General features: G+C 54.9%; 20 protein-coding genes. 11 read left to right on the top strand and 9 right to left on the bottom strand.

Annotated elements, in window-relative coordinates:
- Window positions 1–57: 57 nt before the first annotated feature.
- Genes AC13RM_RS23600 through AC13RM_RS23585 form a run of 4 tightly spaced genes read left to right on the top strand, consistent with a single transcriptional unit; the run spans window position 58 to window position 4,028 of the window.
- Complete coding sequence (locus tag AC13RM_RS23600; protein WP_488555621.1) at window positions 58–1,614, top strand: hypothetical protein; 1,557 nt, start codon at window positions 58–60, stop codon at window positions 1,612–1,614.
- 9 nt (window positions 1,615–1,623) lie between these two features.
- Complete coding sequence (locus AC13RM_RS23595; protein ID WP_488555620.1) at window positions 1,624–2,337, top strand: hypothetical protein; 714 nt, start codon at window positions 1,624–1,626, stop codon at window positions 2,335–2,337.
- Between the two features lie 37 nt (window positions 2,338–2,374).
- Window positions 2,375–3,460, top strand: a complete 1,086-nt coding sequence (locus tag AC13RM_RS23590; protein ID WP_488555619.1) for a DUF3800 domain-containing protein — start codon at window positions 2,375–2,377, stop codon at window positions 3,458–3,460.
- Between the two features lie 49 nt (window positions 3,461–3,509).
- Window positions 3,510–4,028, top strand: a complete 519-nt coding sequence (locus AC13RM_RS23585; protein ID WP_488555618.1) for a GNAT family N-acetyltransferase — start codon at window positions 3,510–3,512, stop codon at window positions 4,026–4,028.
- 848 nt (window positions 4,029–4,876) lie between these two features.
- Here AC13RM_RS23585 and AC13RM_RS23580 read toward each other — a convergent pair.
- Both AC13RM_RS23580 and AC13RM_RS23575 read right to left on the bottom strand, forming a co-directional pair.
- Window positions 4,877–5,209 (bottom strand): helix-turn-helix domain-containing protein, encoded by a 333-nt coding sequence (locus AC13RM_RS23580; RefSeq protein ID WP_488555617.1) that lies wholly within the window; start codon window positions 5,207–5,209, stop codon window positions 4,877–4,879.
- On the bottom strand, window positions 5,181–5,528 hold the full coding sequence (locus AC13RM_RS23575; protein ID WP_488555616.1) for a DUF2293 domain-containing protein: 348 nt from the start codon (window positions 5,526–5,528) through the stop codon (window positions 5,181–5,183). Before AC13RM_RS23575 ends, AC13RM_RS23580 begins: the two co-directional genes overlap by 29 nt.
- Before the next feature lie 436 nt (window positions 5,529–5,964).
- On the opposite strand from AC13RM_RS23575, the gene AC13RM_RS23570 reads away from it, so the two are divergent.
- The 6 genes from AC13RM_RS23570 (at window position 5,965) to AC13RM_RS23545 (ending at window position 8,264) form a co-directional block, all read left to right on the top strand.
- A complete protein-coding gene (locus tag AC13RM_RS23570) occupies window positions 5,965–6,258 on the top strand; it encodes a hypothetical protein (RefSeq protein WP_488555615.1) in 294 nt (97 codons plus the stop codon).
- Window positions 6,259–6,379: 121 nt separating this feature from the next.
- Entirely contained in the window at window positions 6,380–7,033 is a 654-nt protein-coding gene (locus AC13RM_RS23565; RefSeq protein WP_488555614.1) for a hypothetical protein, read from the top strand.
- 329 nt (window positions 7,034–7,362) lie between these two features.
- A complete protein-coding gene (locus AC13RM_RS23560; RefSeq protein ID WP_488555613.1) occupies window positions 7,363–7,593 on the top strand; it encodes a hypothetical protein in 231 nt (76 codons plus the stop codon).
- A 118-nt stretch (window positions 7,594–7,711) separates the two neighbouring features.
- Window positions 7,712–7,945 carry a hypothetical protein gene (locus AC13RM_RS23555; protein WP_488555612.1) on the top strand — a complete coding sequence of 78 codons (234 nt, stop codon included), beginning with the start codon at window positions 7,712–7,714 and terminating at the stop codon, window positions 7,943–7,945.
- Between the two features lie 11 nt (window positions 7,946–7,956).
- Window positions 7,957–8,097: a hypothetical protein gene (locus tag AC13RM_RS23550; protein ID WP_488555611.1), complete on the top strand. Its 141-nt coding sequence runs from the start codon at window positions 7,957–7,959 to the stop codon at window positions 8,095–8,097.
- Window positions 8,097–8,264 carry a hypothetical protein gene (locus AC13RM_RS23545; protein WP_488555610.1) on the top strand — a complete coding sequence of 56 codons (168 nt, stop codon included), beginning with the start codon at window positions 8,097–8,099 and terminating at the stop codon, window positions 8,262–8,264. Before AC13RM_RS23550 ends, AC13RM_RS23545 begins: the two co-directional genes overlap by 1 nt.
- A 672-nt stretch (window positions 8,265–8,936) precedes the next feature.
- On the opposite strand, the gene AC13RM_RS23540 is transcribed toward AC13RM_RS23545, so the two are convergent.
- Complete coding sequence (locus AC13RM_RS23540; RefSeq protein ID WP_488555609.1) at window positions 8,937–9,374, bottom strand: hypothetical protein; 438 nt, start codon at window positions 9,372–9,374, stop codon at window positions 8,937–8,939.
- A 270-nt stretch (window positions 9,375–9,644) separates the two neighbouring features.
- Between AC13RM_RS23540 and AC13RM_RS23535 the strand changes: the two genes are divergently transcribed.
- The gene (locus AC13RM_RS23535) at window positions 9,645–10,865 is read left to right on the top strand and encodes a hypothetical protein (protein ID WP_488555608.1); all 1,221 of its coding nucleotides are present in this window, start codon (window positions 9,645–9,647) and stop codon (window positions 10,863–10,865) included.
- Between the two features lie 220 nt (window positions 10,866–11,085).
- Here the strand turns inward: AC13RM_RS23535 and AC13RM_RS23530 are convergent, their stop codons facing one another.
- The 6 genes from AC13RM_RS23530 to AC13RM_RS23505 are packed head-to-tail and all read right to left on the bottom strand — an operon-like array spanning window position 11,086 to window position 22,782.
- Window positions 11,086–12,009, bottom strand: coding sequence for a restriction endonuclease (locus AC13RM_RS23530; RefSeq protein ID WP_488555607.1), 924 nt, complete (start codon window positions 12,007–12,009; stop codon window positions 11,086–11,088).
- A gap of 33 nt (window positions 12,010–12,042) precedes the next feature.
- A complete protein-coding gene (locus AC13RM_RS23525) occupies window positions 12,043–15,144 on the bottom strand; it encodes a type III restriction-modification system endonuclease (protein ID WP_488555606.1) in 3,102 nt (1,033 codons plus the stop codon).
- A gap of 60 nt (window positions 15,145–15,204) precedes the next feature.
- Window positions 15,205–16,863, bottom strand: coding sequence for an RNA-binding domain-containing protein (locus AC13RM_RS23520; protein WP_488555605.1), 1,659 nt, complete (start codon window positions 16,861–16,863; stop codon window positions 15,205–15,207).
- Between the two features lie 9 nt (window positions 16,864–16,872).
- Window positions 16,873–18,747 carry a site-specific DNA-methyltransferase gene (locus AC13RM_RS23515; RefSeq protein WP_488555604.1) on the bottom strand — a complete coding sequence of 625 codons (1,875 nt, stop codon included), beginning with the start codon at window positions 18,745–18,747 and terminating at the stop codon, window positions 16,873–16,875.
- 10 nt (window positions 18,748–18,757) lie between these two features.
- Window positions 18,758–19,510, bottom strand: a complete 753-nt coding sequence (locus tag AC13RM_RS23510) for a DUF4391 domain-containing protein (protein WP_488555603.1) — start codon at window positions 19,508–19,510, stop codon at window positions 18,758–18,760.
- Entirely contained in the window at window positions 19,510–22,782 is a 3,273-nt protein-coding gene (locus tag AC13RM_RS23505) for a helicase-related protein (RefSeq protein WP_488555602.1), read from the bottom strand. The genes AC13RM_RS23510 and AC13RM_RS23505 overlap by 1 nt, the downstream gene beginning before the upstream one ends.
- Window positions 22,783–23,441: the final 659 nt, after the last annotated feature.

The following is a 23,441-nucleotide window of genomic DNA, read 5'->3' as shown; positions in this document are numbered from 1 at the left end:
GCCGCGAAAGAGAAAGTGTTATAAATAGCGCAGTGTGACATGGAGGCTTTCTTAGCTATGGAGTCCATCTCTGCGCTTCTGCGGCGTGTCGGCCCATCGCTCTCGACAGAGTTGATCGCTGAGATGGCCAAAGACGGCATTTCGCTTACTTCTGCCCGGCAGCGGATCGCGCGTGCCGGCCCGGATGTTGTGCGCCTGGCCGGCCTTAGATTCCCGCACAATGCCCGCTTCCTTTACCTTGCCGACCAGTTCGGTGATCAAGCGTATTGGCGCGCCGTTGAGCGCGTTTTCCAGAATCATGGCAGAGCCTACTGGAGCGCGATGGCCGGTCTAAGGGCGCGTGGCGGCTGCATTCCGCGGAAATACTTTGCCGGTGTCTGCGGAAGTCCCGCCGCACGGCTAAGGCAGCTTTCGCCGGAGCGCATATTCGAGCGGCTTTCCGCGATCCAAATGCTGGAAGAAATTACCGACCCCGACACGGGGCAGCCATTTGTGCAATTCAAACCCTACGCTTACGCGCGGGATGAAATTCTGATAGTCCGTGCTCGACTGGTCGCTGAAAACGTTGTGCTCCACGGCATGAAGGAATGGTGCCGCAGGACGGGTTTTGGTAGCTTCGACAGGGTACGCATCCGCGATGATGAAACACCGCCCGTGGTTTCATCTATCACCTGGGATATGTCGGCCCCGTGTTATGCGCGCCCTTTGGTTAAAGCATCCGTTTCAGGCCTCAAGCCGGGGTTCGTGGTCTGTGATGTCAATCTCAGGGGTGTTCTCGACGAGGATGCCGTCGCTACATTTGTGCGCAAGCACGATCTAGCCTCAGCGCCTGCAAATGTCGCCCCCATCATGCCTTTCCTCATAGCAGATGGCTTCACTGCGACTGGGTTTAGTACGGCAAAGAGCAAAGGCGTCTTAGCGACCACGACCGGACATCTTTTTGGCGGAGATGTAGCTAAGGCGGTGCGGGATCTAATTAGCCTACTTTCGGATACTGGAAAGACTGCGTCGGTTAATCCCGAACATGTGGAGCGTGTCCTGTCAAACCTAACTAGGATCGAGGGCGCGGCAAACAACCTGCGTGGTGCCTTGTTTGAGATCGTTGTTGGTTCCTTGGTAAAGGATGTGGAGGGCGGCTATCTGCGCGCAGGCGAAAAATGGACAGATTTCAGTTCGGGACGCTCGGTCGAGATTGATGTGCTCCTTGACCGCCCCGACGACAAAGGTGTGCTGATCATTGAATGCAAGTCCAAGATCCCCGGCAGCAGGGTCAACCTTGAAGAAGTTCAAAAGTGGCATGGCGATCGGGTGCCGCTGCTCCACAGCATCATCCGCACGAATAGCCGCTTCTACAACAAGCCGCTGAGTTTTGAACTCTGGACGAACGGACCAATCGCAGATGACGCACTGGCCTGGTTAAGCCAGCAGCCCGTACGAAGTGATCTCAGCACTGCGTGGAGAGACGGAACAGAGATGAAAACTTACTCTGACAGAGCGGCGAACGCCGCCATCCGGAAAGCTCTGAACGAACACTATTTCCGGCATCCTTTGGCGAAGATAGAGGGCGCTGTACGTCGCTCAGCTCAGCAAGCAACACCAGTTACTAGTGTATGAGGGGACTGAATGACTACCGTCAGCCAGGAGAATTGGCATTTCCGTCTAAGCAATTCGTCTCAGGTTGAGCGGCTGCTCGGCACCGATAAGCCTGATACGATTCTGGAATTTCCGAGTGCCGGCGATCTCGTCAAACATCTCGGAAATGACCACAGTGATGAATACATGCGATTGCACTCGCCGATTGACGAACGTCTCGATGCAGATCCTGTCGCGCAAGAGTGGGATCGGCTGCGAACGCGATTAAAAGATCTAAAGCATTTCCCGCGTTATCGGCGCAACGAATATGACCGATACCATGCTGCGGCCCGTGCGACTTCCTCCGGCACTGCGGATTCATCTCAAACTATAATAGTCAGCGGACTTGACGAAGAAATTGAAAATTCCCGTATCCTCGTTCCTGCCGGACAAGTTCTGTTTCATGGCCGAGCCAACGACGATTTGACCAATCTTCAGCCGTACCCGACATACATATCCACCTCCCTTCACCCCATAGTCGCGCGCAACAGCGCCTTCAGAAGGGCGGGAGTAGAGAATAAGAATGGTCAACCGCGTGTATTTGTCCTGACTCTGAAAATTCCACTGCCGGCGTTATGGGGGAAAACGGGACAATCTTGCGAATACGAACTTTTGCTTCCCAGGAACCTTTTCGTTGAAGAACGCGCGCGCACTTCCGGTACAAAATATGAGACGATTTTCGCGGATGTAACAGCCCGGAAGTAAGCTATGAATTAGACATCAATACTATCTGTGTGACGCAATGGCCGTAAGAACTTTATATTTCGATGAATCGGGATTTACCGGATACAATCTTCTCGACCCGTTGCAGCCCATTTTTGCGATTGCAAGTGCTGACATTGCCGGGGACCAGGCCCGTGAGATCCTTCGCGACTCTTTTCCGCGCTATAGAGGTACGGAGTTTAAGTTCTCCAACATCTGGGGTTCGAACAGTCGAGCTGGTTTGCTGAGATTCGCCGCTCACCTGGAGAGTTTGCAGGATTTGGCCTTTATCTACATGGCCGACAAGCGGTTCGCTGTGCTGACCAAGATCGTCGATTTTCTCATAGAGCCATACGTTACGGACGGGGGGTACGATTTTTACGCGGATGGGTTTTGCTGGAAGTATGCGAACTACATTCACTTCGGATTGACACAGTTCGCGCCGCCGGAGCTGCTAGATGCCCTGCTGCGTCACTATCAGACTTTTAGCCGCAACCCGACACCAGAGGGACTTGCGACCCTACAGGCGCGGCTCAGCATGATGGCAGCAAGCACGGACGACCGCGTTAAGATTTTTCTTGAACAGATGGCACTGGGTGCGGCGTTGTTTGAGCGCTACCATAGCCTGGAAAATTTCCATGGATCGGACGAGTTACAGACGACAACAATGCTGGCGATCGTATCGCACTGGCGTCAGCGCTATCCCGAGGACTTTGTCGTCATCCATGATGATTCATCAAACTTCCTCAGAAGCCGCGATATGTGGGGAAAGATTACTAGTCCGGACGTTCCGCCTCAACTCCATCGCAGTGGTGATGGCAGTTTCGTCGAATATCCCCTGCGTGTGATTTCAACGACGCCAATGAACTCGCAGGAGAGCTTCTCTATTCAGTATTGTGATTTGTTGGCGGGCCTCGCGACCAAGCACTTCAGCCCGCGCACAGAAGGGGACGACCGGGCGTTTATGGATCAAGTAATTGAGGCTGGCCTGAAGCATATCACCTACAACGGCATACGGCCGGATGTAATATTTCCTGATCAGATTCCTCCCCGTCGTCTTGATGGCCCGGATATCGTCGATCAAATGACAGGTATTATCTATGGTTCTCACAACCGGAATAGTTAGAATAGGATGTTTCCGGCGAGTTACTGGCAAAATTTGAAGGGAGATTTCAATGTATCGTATCGTCTCCAAAAAGCCTTCGGACTGTTCTGCTGAGGAGCTTGAGCTGTTTGCCAAATTAGTTATGGCTGGTGGTGAGGTTGCGAACGGTTTACCCGCTCGCATTCAGAAGGCGGCTAACGTTGTGATGTTGTTTGATGGCGATAAACTGGTCGGGACGGTTGGACTGAAGCGCCCTGAGGCGGAGTATCAGAATAAGGTCTTTCTCAAATCTCAGACAGACAAAGCACCAAAGGATTTTCCGTTCGAGCTTGGCTGGGTTTATATCGCGCCGGAGCATCGTGGCAGCAAGAAAGCGACGCCGCTAATTGAAGCGGCGATGAAAGAGTCAGACGGAGCTCCGATATTCGCGACAGCTCGGGAGAACAATGGAGCAATGCATCATCTCTTAAAAAAGGTAGGTTTCACTCTTTCCGGAGGATCTTACGCCTCCAAGCAAAATGCCGGACAGAAAATTGTATTGTTCGTCACCGATGCGTCATGCGAGAAATCGGTTGATAGCAGTGAATGAAATTCATAAAGCAGAACAATTAGATACCAGTTCCAGGTTTCATCTCGTCCGGCGAGTCCGGCAGTATTCGAACGATCTAATACTGTCCACTTTAGGCGGCAGGTCGAAATCGCTGAACGACGTGAATGAATGCCCGAAGCGACCCTCGGTAGCGGCGAAATCTGCTCACTTCCACCGATCGTGCAAGCAGCGAAAGGGCCGATTAAAAATCCAGCCACCTATGCATCCCTCCTTAGCAGCGCCCAGAGCAGACGACGCGCGACACGGCTCGGAGGATCAAGTCGGTCACCTGCCGCGCGCCGGATCAGACCGAGCCACGCCTCTTCAGCAGAGTCCCTCTCCGGGGGCGCGAGCATGCATTCCAGGAGATGAATAGTGCTACTGCTGTAGAACTGCCCAAGAGCAACGCGAAACAGGCCACGAGCGTCATATCCAATGAGGGCTGCAACATCAGCCACCTTATCAAGGGGCAGCTTTGCATTGCCGTGGAGGACCAAGCGAAGAAGGCGCTCAGGCGATCCGGGCGGACCGTCGAGCCTCTCAGGATCAAGGCCGGCGGCTATGGCATATTCGCAAAGATAGTTGCGGATCGGCAAGTCATTCATGTCATCTGCTCGTATGTTGATACTGATGAATTACTTATAGCGAAGGGCCGCTTGGGAGTGTCGCGGGCAAAGTGACGGCGGGAAGGAACCCTGAGCCTCGTCAACGCAGAAAAGCTGCTCCTCTACGTTGAGCCCACGGTCTATCGACGCACGCGACCGAAGAGGAATGGCTGCGCTTCGGGACCCGTCAGCGGGCAGCGACGCTACAATCAGCATCAGGGCTCGCGATTGTAGAATGGACGGTCAGTTCTGCCTCTTTTTCTTTTTGCGTACCTTCAGGCGGACGAAGAACTCTCTGAAATGGACAACATCTTCCGCCTCGAGCATGCCCTCAAGGGCTGTCCAAAAGAGTTGGTCTTCATCCAGGTCGAGCGCGAGCGCGACGGCCTTCACATATTCAAGTTTCAGCCGCGCTCGCCCGGAAAGAATTCCGGACATGTATGTTCGATTTGGCAGCATCGCAGCTCTCAACAATTCCTCGCCTGTATATCCGAGCTTTTGCATGCGCTCGTTCAGCACGATGCCCAGCTGCTGCCAATTGCGATGATTAGCCGTCATTCTCGTCTCCAATGTCATGAAGACTTCCTGCCTTCGTCGCACTCCTCTTAGTTTCCGCCTCCACTTTGCTCCAGCTTTGGATCATGGCGTTTACTCGCGGCTGAACCCGCCGGCGTGCTTCCCTACGGCTAATCCCGCTCAGTAATAATTGGTCGTAATCTGTCAGATTGTGACGGAGATAATTCTGTAATGTGATTCCGACAGCTTTGCCGATAGTAGCGCGCTTCCAGTTGCTGCGAGCTACCTCGGCAGCAAAGAAGTTCACAGCGAAATCCGGGCAACCGGGGTGATTGAATCTGATGTGGGCCACAACTTTATCGATGCTGTATTTGGCCATGCCTTGCTCCTCTGGAACGAGTGAGCAAACTAATAATCACATGGACTAGGGAGTAAGCAAATGCTTACCATCAACTATGCTGTGGATATTCGATCAGCTGTTTGCGCAAACGATTACAGCATTCCGATAAGTTCTGCTGCAAGATTTGCTTGCTCGCTAGATTAATGATCGAAGTCCTACAAAAGACTACACTTGTGATGGGGATGCCGTCTGTGTCGACCGAGCTCCCGGCGACCGGAACCTCCTCTGTCGGGTGCAAACACCTCCATATGGAAATACTGATTTCGGGAAATCCGTATTCCGTGCTTCCCAGATTGCAAGTTCCGTCCTCGCCTGCCGCGTAGAGACTGACCCGTCGCTCAATCCTCCCATGCCACAAGCCCTGCTCCAGCCCGCCAACCGATAAGGCCTAGTCTGCAACTATTAGGAGCCTTGCATGGGAAAACACATCGTCTTCCTCCTCGTTTGCCTCGGATACCTCTATCCGCTCTATGCTCTATGGAACGCCCTGCCCTTTTGGCCTTACCTCGCGATCGACATAGGCGTCATCGCGATTGGGCTCGCCGTGACTGGGTTCGCCCTCTATCTAGGCACGTCCATCCAAACGTTCACGATTGTGACGGCCTTCTGCATTCCCATCATCTACGGTGTGGCAATGGAGCTCCCGAACTTGTTTAGCATCGAAAAGTCAAATAACGCATTCAAGGAGACGCTGAAGCAGGTCAACTAGCGGGAGGGGCGTTCGCGCCCTCCTTAATTCCTGATTTCCTTAAATCCTGATATCGAGATCGCTCAACCCCTGTTCGAGGTTTTGGCAGCGCGCTATCGCTTGAGCGGCACCGGGAGACACCATGAGCAATATGACCTTGAAGGATTGGCGCGAACATGTGGAAGCACTGCCTCACAAGGAGCGGAAGAAGCGCGATCAGGCATCGATGCGGGAGTATCTGATGTTGTCGGCCACTGTTCTATCAGCTCTCTCAACGGCCTTGGCAGGCGTGATCGCGTTCTCCCAATACCAGACAATGAAAGATGCCCTCACGGCCCCTGAACGCAACCGGACGTTCGAGCAACTGGTCCTCACACTGGATCCATTCTGCGACACGGTGCGTCAGGAATGGCTGGATTTCTTAGTGAACAAGGGCGTGGTACAGCCATTCGACCCTCAGAGCCCCGCTTCGATTGACCGCGTGCAAAAGAGTCAGGGGATGATTGGTTCGAAGCTGATCGCGCTCGTGCCAGAATTGAACGCGAAGATGCGAAGCTATCGCATTTGGGCCAGACCCAATGACCGGTTAGCTGCCGCATCTAGCCAATGGGCACTGGTCGAGCATGTCGGCGACATGTTTAAACCTGAGCGAATGAAGGGGCCGGACGTCTATGCCGGTTGGGAGCAGGCCCTCGCCAAAGAGAGCAAGCAATGTGACGATCTTCAGGAGAACCTGATCCAGTCGTATCGGGACGCCACGCCTCCGGACAGGGGCCTGTTTCGCGCTCAACAATGATTTCCTGTTTTCCTGAATTACGGAAATGCGGACTTGACAGTAAGTAAGCATTTACTTACATCTGAGCCACCAACGCGGGATAGTCCAGCCAGGTAGAGCGGTGGCATGATAAGCCGGCCGATAGCCATCGCGGGGTTGCGCTCGGTGCCGGAAATAATTGTCGTGCTCCGAACCATCGGCATATTTGATATGGCCGACTAACTGGGCCGCCCCCTGAAATCGTCTTCACACCGGCGGAAATTGACGAGGTGGTCGCTAGAGCGGTTGAAACCGGGAAGCCTGAAATGAGCGAGCCGAACGACAAGAGACCCTAACGATCAACTCTTTCCGTGACCATAAACGGCGCGGTCTACGCCAAGGATCGCGTGAAGGTTGCGATGAAAGCGTTTGCTCTGCATGACACGATGACGCCGGAGGAATACCACATCACGGGCGTCAGTTCAGACCTCAATGACCTGACGGCAACGTCAAAGCTCAAAGTCCTTCTTGATGTCGAGGAGAAGGATGAAGCTAGGCGGGTCTTCCGGGGCGGCAAATACTTCCGCGAGGTGAAAATCTAGGGCGTTAAGGCTTGCCTTTCGTTGCGGGCGGCTACCGAAGGGCGGATTCCTGCCGCCAATCGTCGACAAATCCTCCCGGTTGCGCTACCGCTAGAGGAATGGACCTGGAACATGAACCATGACGATCTGCCTGCCACGTCGGCTCACACCTTACTCTGACCGAGAACTAGGCCACCAGGCAGCCCTCGAGGATACGTTCAAGACGGTGCTCGGACTGGTGGAGCGCTCCGGATGGACCAAGACGGAAACGGCGGCCAGGCTACAGGAGCTCGCATTCGCTCACCTCTCCATGGAAGGGGCCAGCGCCCAGACGGAGCTCGCCATTCTGCACGCCTCGATGACGAAGCATTGATAGGGTGGGCCATGGATAGCGGCACAGCCTTCATCATCTGGCTCGTGGGCATGTTTATTACAGGCATTCTCTCGGTAAAGCTGGCGATCATATGGGCGGCCGGCTGGGTTGTTCTCTTGATCCACGCTCTATGGACCGACAGAAAGAAGTGATGAGGCTCTGGTATTTGACCATAGAGCGTGACGGCATGCCGATCATCCACGACAGGCTTGTCAATGAAGCCGAGCTCCTGGATCTCTGTCATGCCCATGGCGATCCCCTGAAATTCGTGACAGCCTTTTACCTCAATCCGGAGGCCAACTCTTTCGATTGTGATTGAGGTAGAACAGAGATAACCTACCACAGGCAGCGACCAAAAGTTGACACTCAACCATACCCGCGCCAATGAAAGGGTAAGTTCCGTCAACCTTCCAGGCCAAAACGACAATCTCCACCAGGAAGAACGTCAATCTCCGGACAAGCCAAATGGCGCCCTAACGCACCGCTAAGTTGGCACAACTTTACATTCCGTTGTCGCTTTTAGCCCGAAATCAGGGTTTTGACGATTTTGTCAACTTAAGCACCCGCTAATCCTCGAAAAGCGAATGACGCTTAAAAGCTCACAGAGCGCGTCCGTCTCAGAAAACGACTACAGAGACGAGACACATCAAAGGAACGCGCTGCAGACGAACCTCGAGTCAATCTGAAAGCGCGCACTCCTAAGCGATAAACATATTTCGCCCGGGCGCCAGAGAGGCGAAGGGAGACACCTAGGCTCAAGCAGAGCGGCCCCACTAGATTGCGCAAGCAGCACTGAAATCGAGACGTCTAAATCCTGGCGGGTTGTGAGACTCTGAGCAGCGATTGGAAATGAAAACATGAAAGGAGGTTGCCGTCAGCGCCACCGTCCGATTTTCCTCATCGGCTAAACCGCAAACCTCCGCATAGCCGTCACAGTTTTTCGGAGGTGCGAACACAAAGGTCCGCATCCCCTGCCAAAAGCGACCAGGCCCTAAAGGCGATCCTCCACAATCTTGCCAACGATACGACGGATCTCGCTGACCTCCTTATTGTTTGCCGGATCGTCGTTCATCTTCTCCAAGTCAAACCGAAGCCGCTCGATGATAGCAATCGTCGCATTGATGTTGCCGCGGGTCAGCTTTTCTTCGGTCGACAGGCTATCCCAATCATCGTAATCGAAAAGAATAGCTCCCCTGCTGTCACGTTCTACAACATAGCCGTTGTCGTCGTAGTGCGGATAGTAAGCGGCTACCAAGCGAAAGAACGCCGCCCTCTGAGGATTGCTGGGCTCGATGTCCCTTGCCATCATTTCGAATAAGTCGCGGATCGGCACGTCGATCCCCGTGTAGCGGATGCGCTTCTGAATTTCCTTCGGGTATTCAAAATAGTAGCTATGTGCGGTGCCGTAGGGCGTAGTCGTATTGTCCATCTGCATTTCTCCTTACGAGCAAGGTCCGGCGCCCAGCCGGACCTATTTCATGCGGACAAGCACGACGTTGGTCGAGGTAAGCATCTGCCTGGCATTCCCTTTGCTGCGGTGTTGAATGATGTATAGCCAAAGCCGGCCTGCGAACGCACATTTTCCTGTGGCTTTTTCGCAACAACGCTACTCGGATAGCAAAAACCGATAGCCGGGTGGCTGTGATCCTCGATAGAAGCCAGACATCTCTTTCATTGAGCACGGCACGCGAATCTACCAATGTCCAAGCGTCACCGCCTAACGATATATCGAAGCAAGCTCGGTGATGCGCCGGTGGACCTGGTATATGTCGAGGAGACTCTCAGGCGGTCACAGAGGCGATTTCGCGACCGGAGAGTCCTCACCCCCGAAATTGATCTCGATGCCTACCGGTGGAGCGCTTTGGTCGATTGGATCGATATTGAGTTCGAACTGGTGCGTCGCACTCAGCATTGGAAGCTCAACGATCGGATCGAAGCCCTCACCGGCCGCAAGGAGTTTCCAGAAGCGCTGGAACTCGATGCCGGCAAAACCGCCACCCGATACAGGTTGCGGGTTCAAGAGCCTGATTTTGCAATGACCTGGAAGGTGATCGAGGACATCAAGGCCGAGTATGGCTTCGTGGCCCCGGCGCGTGTCGTGGGGCTGGAAGTTAGCATAGATGCCTATCCGAAAATCGTGAGTGAGGAGGCCAGGGCACGGTTGCATGGTGTTCTGGTCCGACATTTCTTTCCGACCACGGCAATTCTGACGGGCGACAAGAAATGGCCGAGGTTCTTCCCTGGGACGGTTGACAAGACGGATTACACAGTCAGCCGCAACAAGGATGACCCTCGACTTGACATAATCGATCGAATGATGCCGATCACAGATAGGCCTGTCACCTATGACGCGACTTTCTATGCAGGTGAAAAAGATGACGCATGGGCATTTTGGCGAATCCAAAACAAGGTCCTAGACAAGCAGAACAAGGCGGCCGGGACCAGTGAAATCTTGCCTGAGGACAGAAAGCGCGTCCGGATTGAAGTCGCCTTAGGTCCTGATGGATGCCGGGAAGCAGGTCTCCAGGATTTTGAGGCTATAGGCCAGTTCAAGTTTACCAGGCTACAAAAGCGCTTCTTTAAGTTTGTGAAGCCGACATTTGGAGTATTCCCACCGAGCGGCTTCGGCGCTCATTCTTCGGCAATCAAGATGCGGACAGAGGAAACACGCAGAGAAAGATTTCTAAACGCTGGCGTCTTGGGACTTCAGATCCGGGAGGACGCTAGGGAAGACTACAGAAGACTGGAAATGGCCAACTTCGTGAGCTGGCACAAGGCACGCGGCAGTAAGATGCCGCGCAAAAATCGGACCGGCGCGGGTTCGTATGGAAGCATGGTGGCTTACGAGGAACTGGCCCGCATCATCGAGCGCGCGCTTGCTGGTCTTCAGAGAAGAGTACGGAGGGAGATGAAGGGATAGGTACGTCTACAGAGTTTGGCGTCCGCTCTATATGAGAGACGGCATTCATGAAAACTTACACATATAACCAAGTTATTAGGTAAACCGCGAGGCAGTAAAGCAGCTTCATTGAAAGCATTGGCCTGCGGTGCCGGGATACAAACTATACCTTCGGGAAAAACCTGTATCGATCACCTGCTCCGGCAACCGATCCACGGACTTTCCTTGTCTCCGGCGAATGTTATTCCTCTCCGAAAAAGTCCTCATCAAGCCGCTTGAACTCGACCGTTCGATAGTTGCGGACACCCACGCGGTGTTCGATCATCAGATCGGCCAACTCCCGGCCGTCGATTAGAATGACCCGCTGAGCGAGATGCTTGACGTAATCACGAGCCGGCTGGCTGAACGTCGAGGTGGTGACGAAGACACCCTTAGTGGCGCCGAGACCGACGAGACTTCCGACGAATCCATTTACGTCCGGTCGGCCAACTGGATTGCCAGGCGCATGGCGCTTGGCCTGAACATAGATGCGGTCGAGGCCCAGGCGATCCTCATTCACGATGCCGTCGACACCGCCGTCGCCGGAGCGGCCGAGTTGGGCAGCAGCGTCTTTGTGGCTGCCGCCGTAACCCATAGCGACGAGAAGGTCGACAATTAGCTGCTCAAAGAAGGTGGGGCTGTTTGCAAGGATGCGCTGGAGAAGTTCGTCGCGCAGCGCGGCCTGGAGTGCCGCGTGGGCAGCGTCAATCTGCTCCTCCGGCGTTGTTCTAGATGAGGTCGCATCGAGTGGCTTGGCTATGACGGCGTCCTGTTCAGCTGCCTCGCCTTCGTTCCTGTAGAACTCGCGGAATTCGGGCTCCCGCATGAGTAGAGCTACATCAATGCGTTCCGGCGCCCTCGCCAACAGCGTCTTTCCCTTGTCTGTAGCAACAAAGCGACCCCGCGCCGGCGAGGCGATCAGCCCAGCCTTGCTCATATAGAACTTCGCCCAGTGGATGCGGTTGTGCAACACGCGCTGGCGGCCGCTCGGCAGCAACTCGTCTCGCTCCTCCGGCGTCAACCCAATCTCGTCGGCAAGGCGCTCCGCGACGTCAGCGACGCGTGTTTCGCCTGCGGCAGCGAGGCGGAGCACAGGCAGCATGAGGCTCTGATAGTCGGGTATCATCGTCTAGGCTCCGCAATGTGGTCGGGTCGGAGGTCATGCACTCCTTACGACATCCATCAGTCGTGAGTAATCGGTCACCACGTCATACGTCACTTTGTCAGTCGTCACCGAATTTCCGATTTTCTCGAAGAAGCGCCGGGCGCACTCGATCTTTGTGCTCTCGAACTCTCGCAGCTTCAGGGATGACAAGGTGCCCTTCGTCTCGGCGACAAAGTAGATGTGCCGAACCGATCCTTCCTTGAACGAGATGGCCCAGTCCGGATTATAATCGCCCACAGGGGTTGGAATAGTGAAGCCTTTCGGAAGCTTGGCGTAGACAACGATCTCGTTGCTGGTGTCCAAATGCTCGACGAACTTACGCTCGGTGTCTGAATCGAGAAGCGCATAGTCGTAGACATGCTTCTTCAGCTTTTCGCTCGCCCTGGAAAAGTCCTGAACGGTCTGACTGGCCGTGAATATGTCGCTCTCGTAGCGCTCGGCAACAGCATCGTAAGTCAATCGCTCGATGACCATCGTCGCCTTCTGCTCGATGATGAGACGGGATGTTTCGCTGATAAAGTGTTCCGGGTTCTGCTTGAACTGGGCGAATACACTCGGCTGGATCCCAGACAGGATCTCCGCGATAGTCTGCCGGGTGAGCTGGGTCGCTTCGGCGAGCTTTGCCAGCAAGTCGTACTTGACGAGTGAGACAACCGTCTCGGCTTGATACGTCTCTTGCTCGTTTTCGCGGAAGCTCTTGCCATCCCCGAGGGAGTCATAGGTCAGGCCGTCTCGTTGGATGCCTGCTGTGACCGTATAATGCAGCGGTGTCACCCGAAGATGACTGTCGAGCACGCTGATACTCTTGCGGATCAGTTCCGCCGGCTCAAACTCGACCTTGTAGACTGCCTTCTGGTTGATCCGGCGCCAGAGCTCCTGAAATTCCTTCCGGTGGAAGTTGTCATTCAGCGGGTTGCGCTTTGAGCGGCGGTCATCCTGTATCTTTGGCAACTGCCGTTCATTGAAGACACCGTCAATCAGTTCCACGATCTGGTCGGTATAGGACTTCAAATCTTCCGGTAGCTCAGCCAGCGTCCCACTCTCACGGGCGGCCTGATACTTTTCAGTGATGTTCTTCTGCCGGTCAACATAGCCGTTTTGCACGAGATAGAACTCTATGCCCGCCGCCATGTCGGACGATATCTCGATGGGCGCGCCATCCGCGTGAATGAGCTTACCCTTGAAATACTCCTCGTTCGCCTGCCGCGGTCGGGCAGTCAGCGCCTCGACCATTTCCTTCTGAAGCGCATCCACAAAATTCCTGTAGCTCTCGTTGGCGACAACCGTCAGCACGTTGATGTCGTGAACAGTGACCGGATTGTCCATGCGATCACCGTTTTGGTCCACGCTCAAACGCAGCCCACGACCCACTTCCTGGCGACGCGATATTTGATTCTCGCTGTGCTTCAACATACACATCACGAACACGTTCGGGTTGTCCCAGCCTTCACGCAGCGCGGAGTGAGAGAAGATGAACCGGGTCGGCTCTGCAAGCGATAGCAGCCTCTCCTTGTCTTTCAGAATCAGGTCATAGGCGTCCGAATCTTCCGATTGCCCCCTATTGTCCCCCGTCTTAGCGACGTCGGGGTCCTTGAGGCGATTGGTTTTCCTGTCGATCGAGAAATAACCGTTGTGAGTCCTCACGGGATCGATGCTGGCCAGATATTCGCGGTAGGCCTCGTTGTCGACGGCAAGCTCCGACAGATATTCGTCCTTGAGAAGCGCATACTCCTCCTCGAAAACACGGGCATACTCGCCGCGCTCGTCGGGTCGCATATAGTCGCGATACTTCGCCACCTCATCGATGAAGAACAAGGACAGCACCTTGATGCCACGGGAATAGAGCTGCTTCTCCTTATCGAGATGTGCCTTGATCGCTTCCCGGACTTGAATGCGGCGAATGTCGCGTTCTGAAACGTCACCGTTAGGTTCACCCGCCCTGAGAACGACACCGTTCGTGAATTCGACGGTCTCGCTCAGGGTATCGATCTGGCTGACGGTAAAGCCGCGATACTGATCAAGTTCACCCGACAGCGTAAAGAGGTCGTCCTTGAACTCTACACGGCGAAGCTGGCGCTTGATCTCCCCCGAAGTCAGCTTTACCTCCAGCTCGATCCGGGCAATCGGAGCTTTTTTCGAAATCTCGATGCCTTCGAGATAGAGGTAGGCATTGGTGCCTGCGAGACCGCGTGCCTGGATGCCGCGGACAGCAATCTTCTTCACCAGCTTCTGGTTATAGGCGTCGAGCGCGTCGAGGCGGTGAATGCGGTTGTGCTGCGTCTTGTGCGTGGCCGAGTATCGCAGGATCATCAGCGGCTTGAACTTCGGCAGGGCTTCGGTGGTTGCCGCGCCTTCCATCTTCTGCGGCTCGTCGAGGATCAGGATCGGACGGTTCGACGCGATGACGTCGATCGGCTTTCTCGACTGAAAATCATCCAGTTCGTCGTAGATACGGCGATTATCTGCCCCACGAGCGTTGAACGCCTGGATGTTGATGATCATCACATTGATGCCGGCGTCGGATGAGAAACTTTCCAGCTCATGCAGTCGCTTCGAGTTGTAAATGAAGAACCGTGCCTTCTTGCCATAGCCTTCGGTGAAGTGATCAGCGGTGATCTGCAACGACTTGGCGACGCCTTCGCGAATGGCGATGGAGGGCACCATCACGATGAATTTCGACCATCCATAGCGCTTGTTCATTTCAAAGATGGTCTTGATGTAACAGTAGGTCTTGCCTGTCCCAGTTTCCATCTCGACGTCAAGATGGACGCGGGTCGCCGCAACCGCATCCCTCTTGTAAGCAACGGGAACGGCCACGCGTTCTCCACGGGTGTTGAACGTGGTGAATTCGGTCAGCGACTGCGACAGCGGTAGATTCTGGCGCCGCTGCACCTTCCGGATGTTTTCAAGGATCTGTGCCTCGCTGATCGAGAAATCGGCATTCTTGAAGCCCTCCTCGAAGGCGCTGGTCTGCGCCTTCCGGCCGGGATCGATCCGATAGCTCAGCGCATCAGATTTCACCTGGCCTTCGAAGCAATCGACAACCGCGTCGACCGCATTGGTCTGGTAGGGCTGGACCTTAAATTTGAGCTTCATCGGACGTCGACTTTCTTAAATTTCTTTCTTAGCTCTCTTTGGGCTTTCTTAGAATGTTCACTATTCGTCCGGTAGACGCCATTCGGGGATTGCCTTGGACCCTGTGTTATGGATCCGCCCCTTCATTCTTAAACCACTCAAAAGATTGCCGATTTTTCGCTTCTTTTGGCCTTCGTCGAGAGCTTCGCTGAGCTTGTTCCAGAGAAGGTCGTCGATTTCCTTTCTTGAAGCTCGCCCAAACTTTCTTAGAAATTCGAGGACCATCTCCTCATAGTGCTGGTCGTCGAAGGCTCGCGTTTTTATATATCGCGCCTTCTGCGAGGTAGCATCGGCAACTCTGGCCGATATGAAGAAATTCGGCTTCCGGCCTTCGATAAGGCGCGCCTGCCTTAGGTGGCGTACGGCGTCATCCGTAATTGGGAGATGTTTCTGGATGCGGTCTAGCGCGAGAACATCGGCAAGCGGTAGCCCGGTCTGCTGCATGAGCAATTGGCTGTAGGCCTCATCGACAATGCGGCCGTGAATGGTCAGGCGGACAACGTCCGGCTCGGTCAGGTCATAGTCCGGCAACGGAAAGAAGCGCTGCCGCTGTCTGCGATAAATGTCCTGAATGCCATAGCCCATATGGTCGATCATGTTCAGCTCGGTCATGGCCTGGGTTAGGAAGGGGTTTCGATAACGCAGAGGCGTGCGGTCGCGCAGCACGTAGTCGTCAGGTTCGCCTTCAAAGAAACCACCTTCATTGACCAGGATTAGCCGATCTGGCCGCTCCGTTACGATGATACGTGCCAAGCGGGCATAGTCCTGATGGGCAATGCAGTTGTGCAGCGCTTCCAGAACGACTTTCTGATCGTACTTTGCCACCTCGTGGGCCAACAACTCGTTTTCCGGAAGCAAGCGGAGTTGAATATTGCGGATACGCGCGAAGACCTGTGACGATGTCAGCAAGAAGGGTGGACCGAAATGCTCATAGGCGCGCTCTTCTCCCTCAAGCTTCCAGGTGATCTCGACCGGGTGCGGATTGAGCCTCCAGGCGGATTCGGGTTTGCCCAGCAAGAGAAGAGCAGCGCGCGTTATCGCGCCATTCTGCGTTAGCTTTGCTCTGTTGAGGAACGTTGCATCACTCCAGCCGGCGATCGCGTCCGTATTGAAGCTGTTCGCATGCTTGGCAGCAAAACGCTCGCGCGCAACCTTCAGCGCTTGCGGATCGAGATCGTCGAGGGTGGCGCCTTCGACGACCTGAGCCGTCCAATCCGTTGCGAGCGTCTGAGAGCGTATCTCGTCCAGCTTATCTTGACCAAGGGCCACAAGGCTCTCACCGGCGCGGCCATAATAGTGGCCCTTCCAATTGATCGGCATGCCACGGGGCGCTGCAGGGATCTCAAAAAGAACAACCCGGCCATCTGGATGATCCAGCACATGGATATCACGAACCGTGAAGCTGCCCGTGCCGTTGATGAGCTGCATCTTGTCGGCCTGGAGGTGGTCACGGTTCTCTTTGTAGGACGTGCCGACAACGACGCGCGTCTTGTCATCGACACCGAACACCAGCCATGCACGATCGCTTTCGTGTAGGTTAGCCTCGTTCGCTAGCGCCGAGACATATTCGCCAAGTTCATTGCTCGAAAAGCCGTTCTTTCCGCGCTTGAACTCGACCACCTCGCTCTCCCAATTGGAGATGAGCTGAGTCAATAGGGCGGAAAGCGCTGCTTGATCCATCGCGCGGCCTCAGATCGACTTGACGTCGGTGGCCGGGGAAAGCTGTCGGAAGATCTGCTCGACATTGATCTTCACCGCGTCAGAAACGAAGCCGTTGTCGCGGAAGACGACGCGCAGCGGTTCCCCCTTTGCCAGATCCTTGACCAGATCTTCGGTCACGCCCTTGTCGAAGCAGGCGACGAGAGCGTTGTCGTCCACAAAGAAAACCGTCTTACCCTGCATCGCCTCACGGCGGATCGGCAGCGTCAGATCCACACCCCAATCGACCAGCACCTGGAACAGCAAGTCTTCGGCGGTGCGGTCTGCCTTGACGTTGTCGACCATATCGAGCAGGTCGCCCTGCTTCAGTTCGTCGGGGCGGTAATAGACATCCTTCAGGTTCGAGGTGTCGATCTTCAGGACGCGAAATCCTAGGTCCGCTTCCTCGGGGGTGGCCGAAGCTGCTATTTCTTTGCCAACATTGCGGGTTCTCGTAAGCCCCATACCGAATATCGTGGCGAACTCCGGCTCCGGCTTTGGAAGCGGTTCCGGCGCCTGAACGCAGATGAAGCGTCTATCCCCTCGGTCAAACTCGTTCTGCTTCATTACCGCATGTGCTGTGGTGGCGCTGCCGCTAAAGAAATCCAGGACGATATCACCACCGGTTGAAGAAGTAGAAATCTGAATAATTCGCTGAATCAAACCAACGGTCTTCACCGAATTGAGAACATTTTCAGTATGCTCGAACGGAACATATTTCAGGAGTGTTTTCTTTGCTTCCTGCGTGTGCCCCACGTCCTCATAAAGCCAAAGGGTTTGAGGGGTGATCCCCTGTTTGACCTCTGAGAGGAAGCGCTTGAGCCGCGGCATGTTGTTGCCGTCAACGCCCCACCAAATCCGACCGTCTGCGTCCAACTCCTTGAAGTTAGCTTCACTGATTGCCCAGTATCTGCCCCGCGGAGGTCCATCGATAATGCGTCCGGACGGGCACTTTATCGAATAGAGGCCAGCGTCATAGCGGTTTCTTGCGGCTAAGTCGCTAGATGTCCAAGATCCGCGGGGATCGTTGTCGGGGTTCTTGTATCGAGCAAGCATTTCGTCAGTCTGCGGCAAAAGGTTTGGAGTCCAATCATCAGCGCTCTTGGCGAAAACCATTACATAGTCGTGATCCTCAGAGAACCACCGCGCGGAGTTCTTAGGTGAGAAGACTTTCTGCCAGATAATTTGCGCCACGAAGTTTCGTTCGCCGAAGACGTCGGAGCAGATCTTTCGGAGATTATCCACTTCGTTGTCGTCAATCGAAATAAATATCGCGCCATCGTCCCGCAGCAAGTTCCGGGCCAGCCGAAGGCGCGAGTACATCATTGAGAGCCAATCGGAATGGAATCGGCCATTCGCTTCGGTGTTTGCAACCAGTTTATTGCCGAAGATATCCTCTTGCTCACTCTTATCAAAGTAGACATCTCGGGATATCGAGAAATCGTCGTCATATATGAAGTCCCGGCCGGTGTTATATGGCGGGTCTATATAGATAAGCTTTATCTGACCAAGATAGGTGTCCTGAATAAGCTTGAGTGCTTCAAGGTTGTCGCCCTCAATGAAGAGATTCCTGGTTGTATCGAATTGAATGCTTTCGTCCGGCGCGGGTCGCAGTGCCTTGTTGATCGGCGCGCTGGCGAGTGCCAAAGCCTCCCGCTTGCCCGGCCAATCCAGCCGATACCGCTCCTGCGGCCCCTCCACGATACTGTCGCTCAATTCCTGGCGAAGCTGGTCGAAGTCCACGGCCAGACGCAACTTGCCGGTCACCTCGTCGCGCGCCTCGGTCACGCAACCGGGGAACAAGTCGCGGATCTTCGCGATGTTCTCCTGGGTCAGGTCCGGGCTGTGCATCTTCAGCTTTTCCATTCTCGTCCTCTTATTCCTGAGCCGGTGCGGCAGCCGCATTTGCGCCCACCAGTCGCTCCAGCTCCTGCTTCGCGGCGCGCAGCTCCGCATTGATGGCGACACGTTTATTGAATTGTTTCTCGCGGGCCAAGCGGGTCTTGATCCGCTCGATTTCGCGTGTCTTCGCCTTGATCGCCTCTGCATGGGCAATCCTGACCTCGAGAGAAACCGGCTCTATGGAGGGCGCCGGGACGAAAGGTGGCGGCGGGTCTTCTGCAAATCCCAGCGTCGAATGGGCTAGCAACCTTGCCGCCTTTTGCTCGATCAGCGGGCTCAGAAGCAGCTCGTACAGCGCGCCCATGTTCAGCGCCACCGGCAGCGGCATCCGCGGCGCATCCTCCCATTCCCCCTCGAAATAGTCGCCGAGGACCCATTTCGAGCTATCCGCGTCGCTCGGCCGTTTATAGGCCGCCGTGAGCTTTACCTTGCCCTCATGGACTAGCTCAAACAGCAGAGGGAACGGAATCGCGCGATCAATAGCACGAAGGGCATCCAGATTGAGGCTCCGCTCCCTTTGAGTAACACGGAACACCTGGATCTCGGTCACCGATTTCGACGCCGGTAGGTTGATCGTCTCCGGCGCCAGTTTATGAGCCCAGACGATCTGATCGACCTCGCGCACGAATAGGTCCTTGAGCGCGGTGCTGGCGCCTGCGTGCTCATAGATCTTGTTCTTGGGGATCACCCGCCCGAAGACGGTCGCCCGCGGCCAATCATAGACCATCAGACGTCTACCTCCTCGACGCGCAGGAAGGCAATCAGCTCGAAGTCGTCCAACCCCTGGATCGTGTGCGTCAACGCCGTCGTCCGTCCGCCGCTGAACAGGCTGTCGATATCCTTTTCTTCCTTGACCTCGATCATCGACCGAATGGCCTGGCTGAGCAGATCAGAGTAGCGCCCCATCTGACGACCGTCTTCCGTCCGCTCGTTGAAGAACCGGCAGACATCCGGGATCGGTTCAGAGCGCCCCTTGCAGCTTGTGCGGATCAGGTCGAGTAGCCGCTTGACCTCCGTATGGTCCGCGACGATATCGCCGTCGTCATCGATGTAGACCAAGTAGAAGGGATGCAGACGGTTCTGCTGGTTGATGTTGATGCTATCATGAATGTTCTTCAAGGCGAAGATCACGCCTGGCCGTAGCCCCAGCTCTGGCGCAGCCGGCACGACGGCATGCATGCCATAGGGCATGCTTACTAGATCACCATTCTCCTTGACGTAATTGAGCAAGTCCATCCTGAAGTCATTCAGACCAAGATCCGTGATCGAGATGCCCGCCTTGACGTCCTCTAACTCGATGACCTCGTCCTTTAACCGCTTCAATTGCTCCTTGCGATAGGCGATGTCGCTCGACTTCGCGGTCAATACGTTGTCGTCGCCGGTCGCGGTGACGTCGGCTATGACCATACGGTTTTCAACGCGTTCCTTGAGATTGATGTATTCGTCGAGGGTAATATCGGGCCAGTAGTTAACGAGCTGGATCTGATCATTCGGCGATCCGATACGGTCGATACGCCCGAAACGTTGGATGATCCGGACAGGATTCCAGTGAATGTCGTAGTTCACTAGGAAGTCGCAATCCTGCAGATTCTGGCCTTCGGAGATGCAATCAGTGCCGATCAGGATATCCAGCTCTGCTGTCTCGTGCGGCAGGACGGCTACCTTCTCTTTGGAGCGGGGAGAAAAGAGGGTCAGGACACTTTGGAAATCATAAGACTTCTTGAGCGTGGTTTTCGGCGCGCCGGAGCCGGTTACCTCTCCCACCTGGAGCCCGAGCTCCTGTGCAACGGGCGCCAGGTTCGCAAAGAGGTAGTTGGCCGTGTCGGCGAAGGCAGTGAACACGATGATCTTCCGGTTGCCCGGATTGAGGGGTTCTGCGACCTTCTGCTTCAGAAGGGTGATGAGGTGCTGGAGCTTCGCGTCATCCGCAGCCGCCACTTTATCCATCGAAGCGATCAGCGCATCGATCAAAGTGCGATCGGCCGCAAGATCATGTTTCCAGGAAGGCAGGTCCATGTCGGCGAGGCTGATCTGAACCTTCTTGCCAACAGTGAACTCATCGAGCCCGGCAAGGTCTTCATCTTCCGGATCGAAGTCACTGACGTCCTCCAGATGATCGCTGATGCTGCCACCACGCCCGGTTCGCTCATATTCCACGATGGCATCTAGTGCCCTTGTGATGTTGCCGCCGAGCGCCCGCAAGGTGAGGCGGAACGCTTCCACCGAGCTTTCAAGCCGCTTTAGCAGGTTGGTTGTCATCAAGGCCTGGAGGCTTCGCTCACGGTCCGCCTGCCGTAGCCTGCCACGGCCACCCTCGACCTGCGTATCGTAGATCTCTTCATACTTCCGCAGCCGGCTCGGCAGGATATAGCTGATCGGCGCATAGACCGCGAGCTTCAACACCGATAGCTGGCCGAAGATCTCGTTCAGTCCCATCACATCCGGTCGCTGCGTAATCGGGCAATGAAACGACAGAGGCTTTCGGCGTTCCGGAAATTTGCCGATGTCTTTGGTGTCGTAGAAGGTTTCGATATGTTTGCGCGACCTTGCAATGGTGACAGCGTCGAGCAGCTCGAAAAAGTCGAAATCCAGGGTCCGCAGGATCGACGCCGCTGTCCGCTCGTTTGATGGCAAAACAGACCATTCGTTGAAGGCCTTCTGGGCTCGGCGAAAGATCTCCTCGATACTGGTCTGCGACTTCAAGCTCTTGCTGAGGGTATCCGATTGGCCCTCATAGGCGAGGGCGAGCTGGTTTCGCAGATCATTGAAGCGGTTGTTCACCGGCGTAGCGGAAAGCATCAGCACCTTGGTCTTAACCCCGGCACGGATAACCTTGTTCATCAGCTTCTGATATCGCGTCTCGCGGTCTTTGTAGACATCGTTGTTCCGGAAATTGTGGGACTCGTCGATCACCACAAGATCGTAGTTGCCCCAGTTCACTCGGTTCAGCGGGATGCCAAAGGATTCACCAGACGTGCGCGACAGATCCGTGTGGCAGAAGACGTCATAGTTGAAGCGGTCCTTTGCAAAGATGTTCGTGGTGAGATTAGTGTTGTAGTTCCGCCAGTTGTCCGCCAGCTTCTTCGGGCACAGCACCAGCACGGACTTGTTGCGAAGCTCGTAGTATTTGACCACCGCTAGCGCGGTGAAGGTTTTCCCCAGGCCGACCGAGTCCGCCAGGATACAGCCGTTGTAGGTTTCGAGCTTATTGATTATCCCCGTCGCGGCGTCGCGCTGGTAGTTGAAGAGCTTGTTCCAGACGATGCTCTCGCGATAGCCCGTCAGATCATTCGGAAGAACGTCCTCATCGATATCCTCTAAGAACTCCCGAAAGATGTTGTAGAGCATCAGGAAGTAGACCCGCTCAGGAGCATTTTCCTGGTAGATGGACTCGATGTGGTCACAGACGGCGTCCGTCACATCCCTCAGCTTATCCGCGTCGTTCCAGATCTGGTTGAAAAGCTGAAGATAGAGGCCGGCATGCGCCGGCTCATCCATCCGGGTCACAAAGTTGGAAACCGCGTTGCCCTTCTGGTAGCCAAGATCCACCGCCGTAAAGCCGCTGATCGGCTGATAGAGGACGGCAGCGCCTCCGACCTCTACATGCGCAAAGGGCTGCATGGCTGCCTGCGTGGCGTTGGACTTGAAGCGAGCCTTCTTGCGGATCCATTCGGAACATTCTCGAGCTACGGCGCGTTGCGTGAGCTTATTTCGGAGTTTGATCTCGAATTCAGTGCCGTAAAGGCCGCTTTCCCGACCCGCTTTAGGAATAAAAAACTCGCGTTTCTCCTTTCGCAACTTGTCGGTCGCTTCCATGGGCACAAAAGTCGGAGAGGTGAAGATGAACTGTAGGCTATCAATCTTCGACAGCTCGGACTTCAGGGCCTCATACGCATAGATCGAGAAGCAGGATGCCGCGATCTTCACGCGAGAGCCGCGACCGAGTGTTTCCTTCAGATCATCACCAAGTAGCTGAGAGGTATTGTCGATGATTTTCATTCGATAACAATCTCAAGGATCGGCGCCGTTAAAATGCAACCGGTGCGGATCATCATTTCCCCCTACTACCCAGCGCTCATCGAGCAAACCTCAAACACGTTATAGCACCAACCCACGTATCAACTGACGTCCTTGATCAACCCATAGCCGATGCGGCAATAACAATCTATAGCTGCACCATCATTCCAAGATCACTCCTCAGACGGCATGCGCATTTCATGTTTTAGTCATTATCCACAATATGTTCCAGGTCAGACCTGAGATACACAATCCCATTCCCGAATTCGCGGCACCGGTCGAGCCATACCGCGGGTCAAAACACCGAAACCCGAGGCCATTCTAGCGCCCTCGACATGATTGAAGATAAGGGAACGAGATACTCCTGGAAGCTCTTTCCGAAGCCCAGGCGAAACGAGATATCGCGGCCGATCCTACCGTTCGCTACGAAGACCGCCGCAAATGTTTTGGCGCTCACTGGTCCTATCTCTCAGAGCACCTGAAGGTAAGTCAGAGCCTCGCCGACCATTGCAGCGCCAGGCCCTAGGAAATCTCCGGACGCCCGTATCCAGATTGCATAGCCACAGTAATTCATCAAAAGTATTCCGTTTGCAATCTTTTTGCGTATGATAATGACTGCAAATGAGGGTAAAAATCTCACA

The organism is Martinezella sp. CNPSo 3732 (assembly GCF_057784515.1).
The sequence above is the reverse complement of the archived record's forward strand: the minus strand, read 5'-3'. Positions and strand labels throughout refer to the sequence as shown.

What these genes read in the sequence shown, in the direction of transcription:
- AC13RM_RS23505 (WP_488555602.1), bottom strand. Translation starts at nt 22,782, where the DNA reads ATGAAAATCATCGACAATACCTCTCAGCTACTTGGTGATGATCTGAAG.
- AC13RM_RS23565 (WP_488555614.1), top strand. Translation starts at nt 6,380, where the DNA reads ATGAGCAATATGACCTTGAAGGATTGGCGCGAACATGTGGAAGCACTG.
- AC13RM_RS23585 (WP_488555618.1), top strand. Translation starts at nt 3,510, where the DNA reads ATGTATCGTATCGTCTCCAAAAAGCCTTCGGACTGTTCTGCTGAGGAG.
- AC13RM_RS23515 (WP_488555604.1), bottom strand. Translation starts at nt 18,747, where the DNA reads ATGGAAAAGCTGAAGATGCACAGCCCGGACCTGACCCAGGAGAACATC.
- AC13RM_RS23570 (WP_488555615.1), top strand. Translation starts at nt 5,965, where the DNA reads ATGGGAAAACACATCGTCTTCCTCCTCGTTTGCCTCGGATACCTCTAT.
- AC13RM_RS23555 (WP_488555612.1), top strand. Translation starts at nt 7,712, where the DNA reads ATGACGATCTGCCTGCCACGTCGGCTCACACCTTACTCTGACCGAGAA.
- AC13RM_RS23510 (WP_488555603.1), bottom strand. Translation starts at nt 19,510, where the DNA reads ATGGTCTATGATTGGCCGCGGGCGACCGTCTTCGGGCGGGTGATCCCC.
- AC13RM_RS23520 (WP_488555605.1), bottom strand. Translation starts at nt 16,863, where the DNA reads ATGGATCAAGCAGCGCTTTCCGCCCTATTGACTCAGCTCATCTCCAAT.
- AC13RM_RS23590 (WP_488555619.1), top strand. Translation starts at nt 2,375, where the DNA reads ATGGCCGTAAGAACTTTATATTTCGATGAATCGGGATTTACCGGATAC.
- AC13RM_RS23595 (WP_488555620.1), top strand. Translation starts at nt 1,624, where the DNA reads ATGACTACCGTCAGCCAGGAGAATTGGCATTTCCGTCTAAGCAATTCG.
- AC13RM_RS23580 (WP_488555617.1), bottom strand. Translation starts at nt 5,209, where the DNA reads ATGACATTGGAGACGAGAATGACGGCTAATCATCGCAATTGGCAGCAG.
- AC13RM_RS23530 (WP_488555607.1), bottom strand. Translation starts at nt 12,009, where the DNA reads ATGATACCCGACTATCAGAGCCTCATGCTGCCTGTGCTCCGCCTCGCT.
- AC13RM_RS23550 (WP_488555611.1), top strand. Translation starts at nt 7,957, where the DNA reads ATGGATAGCGGCACAGCCTTCATCATCTGGCTCGTGGGCATGTTTATT.
- AC13RM_RS23535 (WP_488555608.1), top strand. Translation starts at nt 9,645, where the DNA reads ATGTCCAAGCGTCACCGCCTAACGATATATCGAAGCAAGCTCGGTGAT.
- AC13RM_RS23600 (WP_488555621.1), top strand. Translation starts at nt 58, where the DNA reads ATGGAGTCCATCTCTGCGCTTCTGCGGCGTGTCGGCCCATCGCTCTCG.
- AC13RM_RS23545 (WP_488555610.1), top strand. Translation starts at nt 8,097, where the DNA reads ATGAGGCTCTGGTATTTGACCATAGAGCGTGACGGCATGCCGATCATC.
- AC13RM_RS23540 (WP_488555609.1), bottom strand. Translation starts at nt 9,374, where the DNA reads ATGGACAATACGACTACGCCCTACGGCACCGCACATAGCTACTATTTT.
- AC13RM_RS23575 (WP_488555616.1), bottom strand. Translation starts at nt 5,528, where the DNA reads ATGGCCAAATACAGCATCGATAAAGTTGTGGCCCACATCAGATTCAAT.
- AC13RM_RS23525 (WP_488555606.1), bottom strand. Translation starts at nt 15,144, where the DNA reads ATGAAGCTCAAATTTAAGGTCCAGCCCTACCAGACCAATGCGGTCGAC.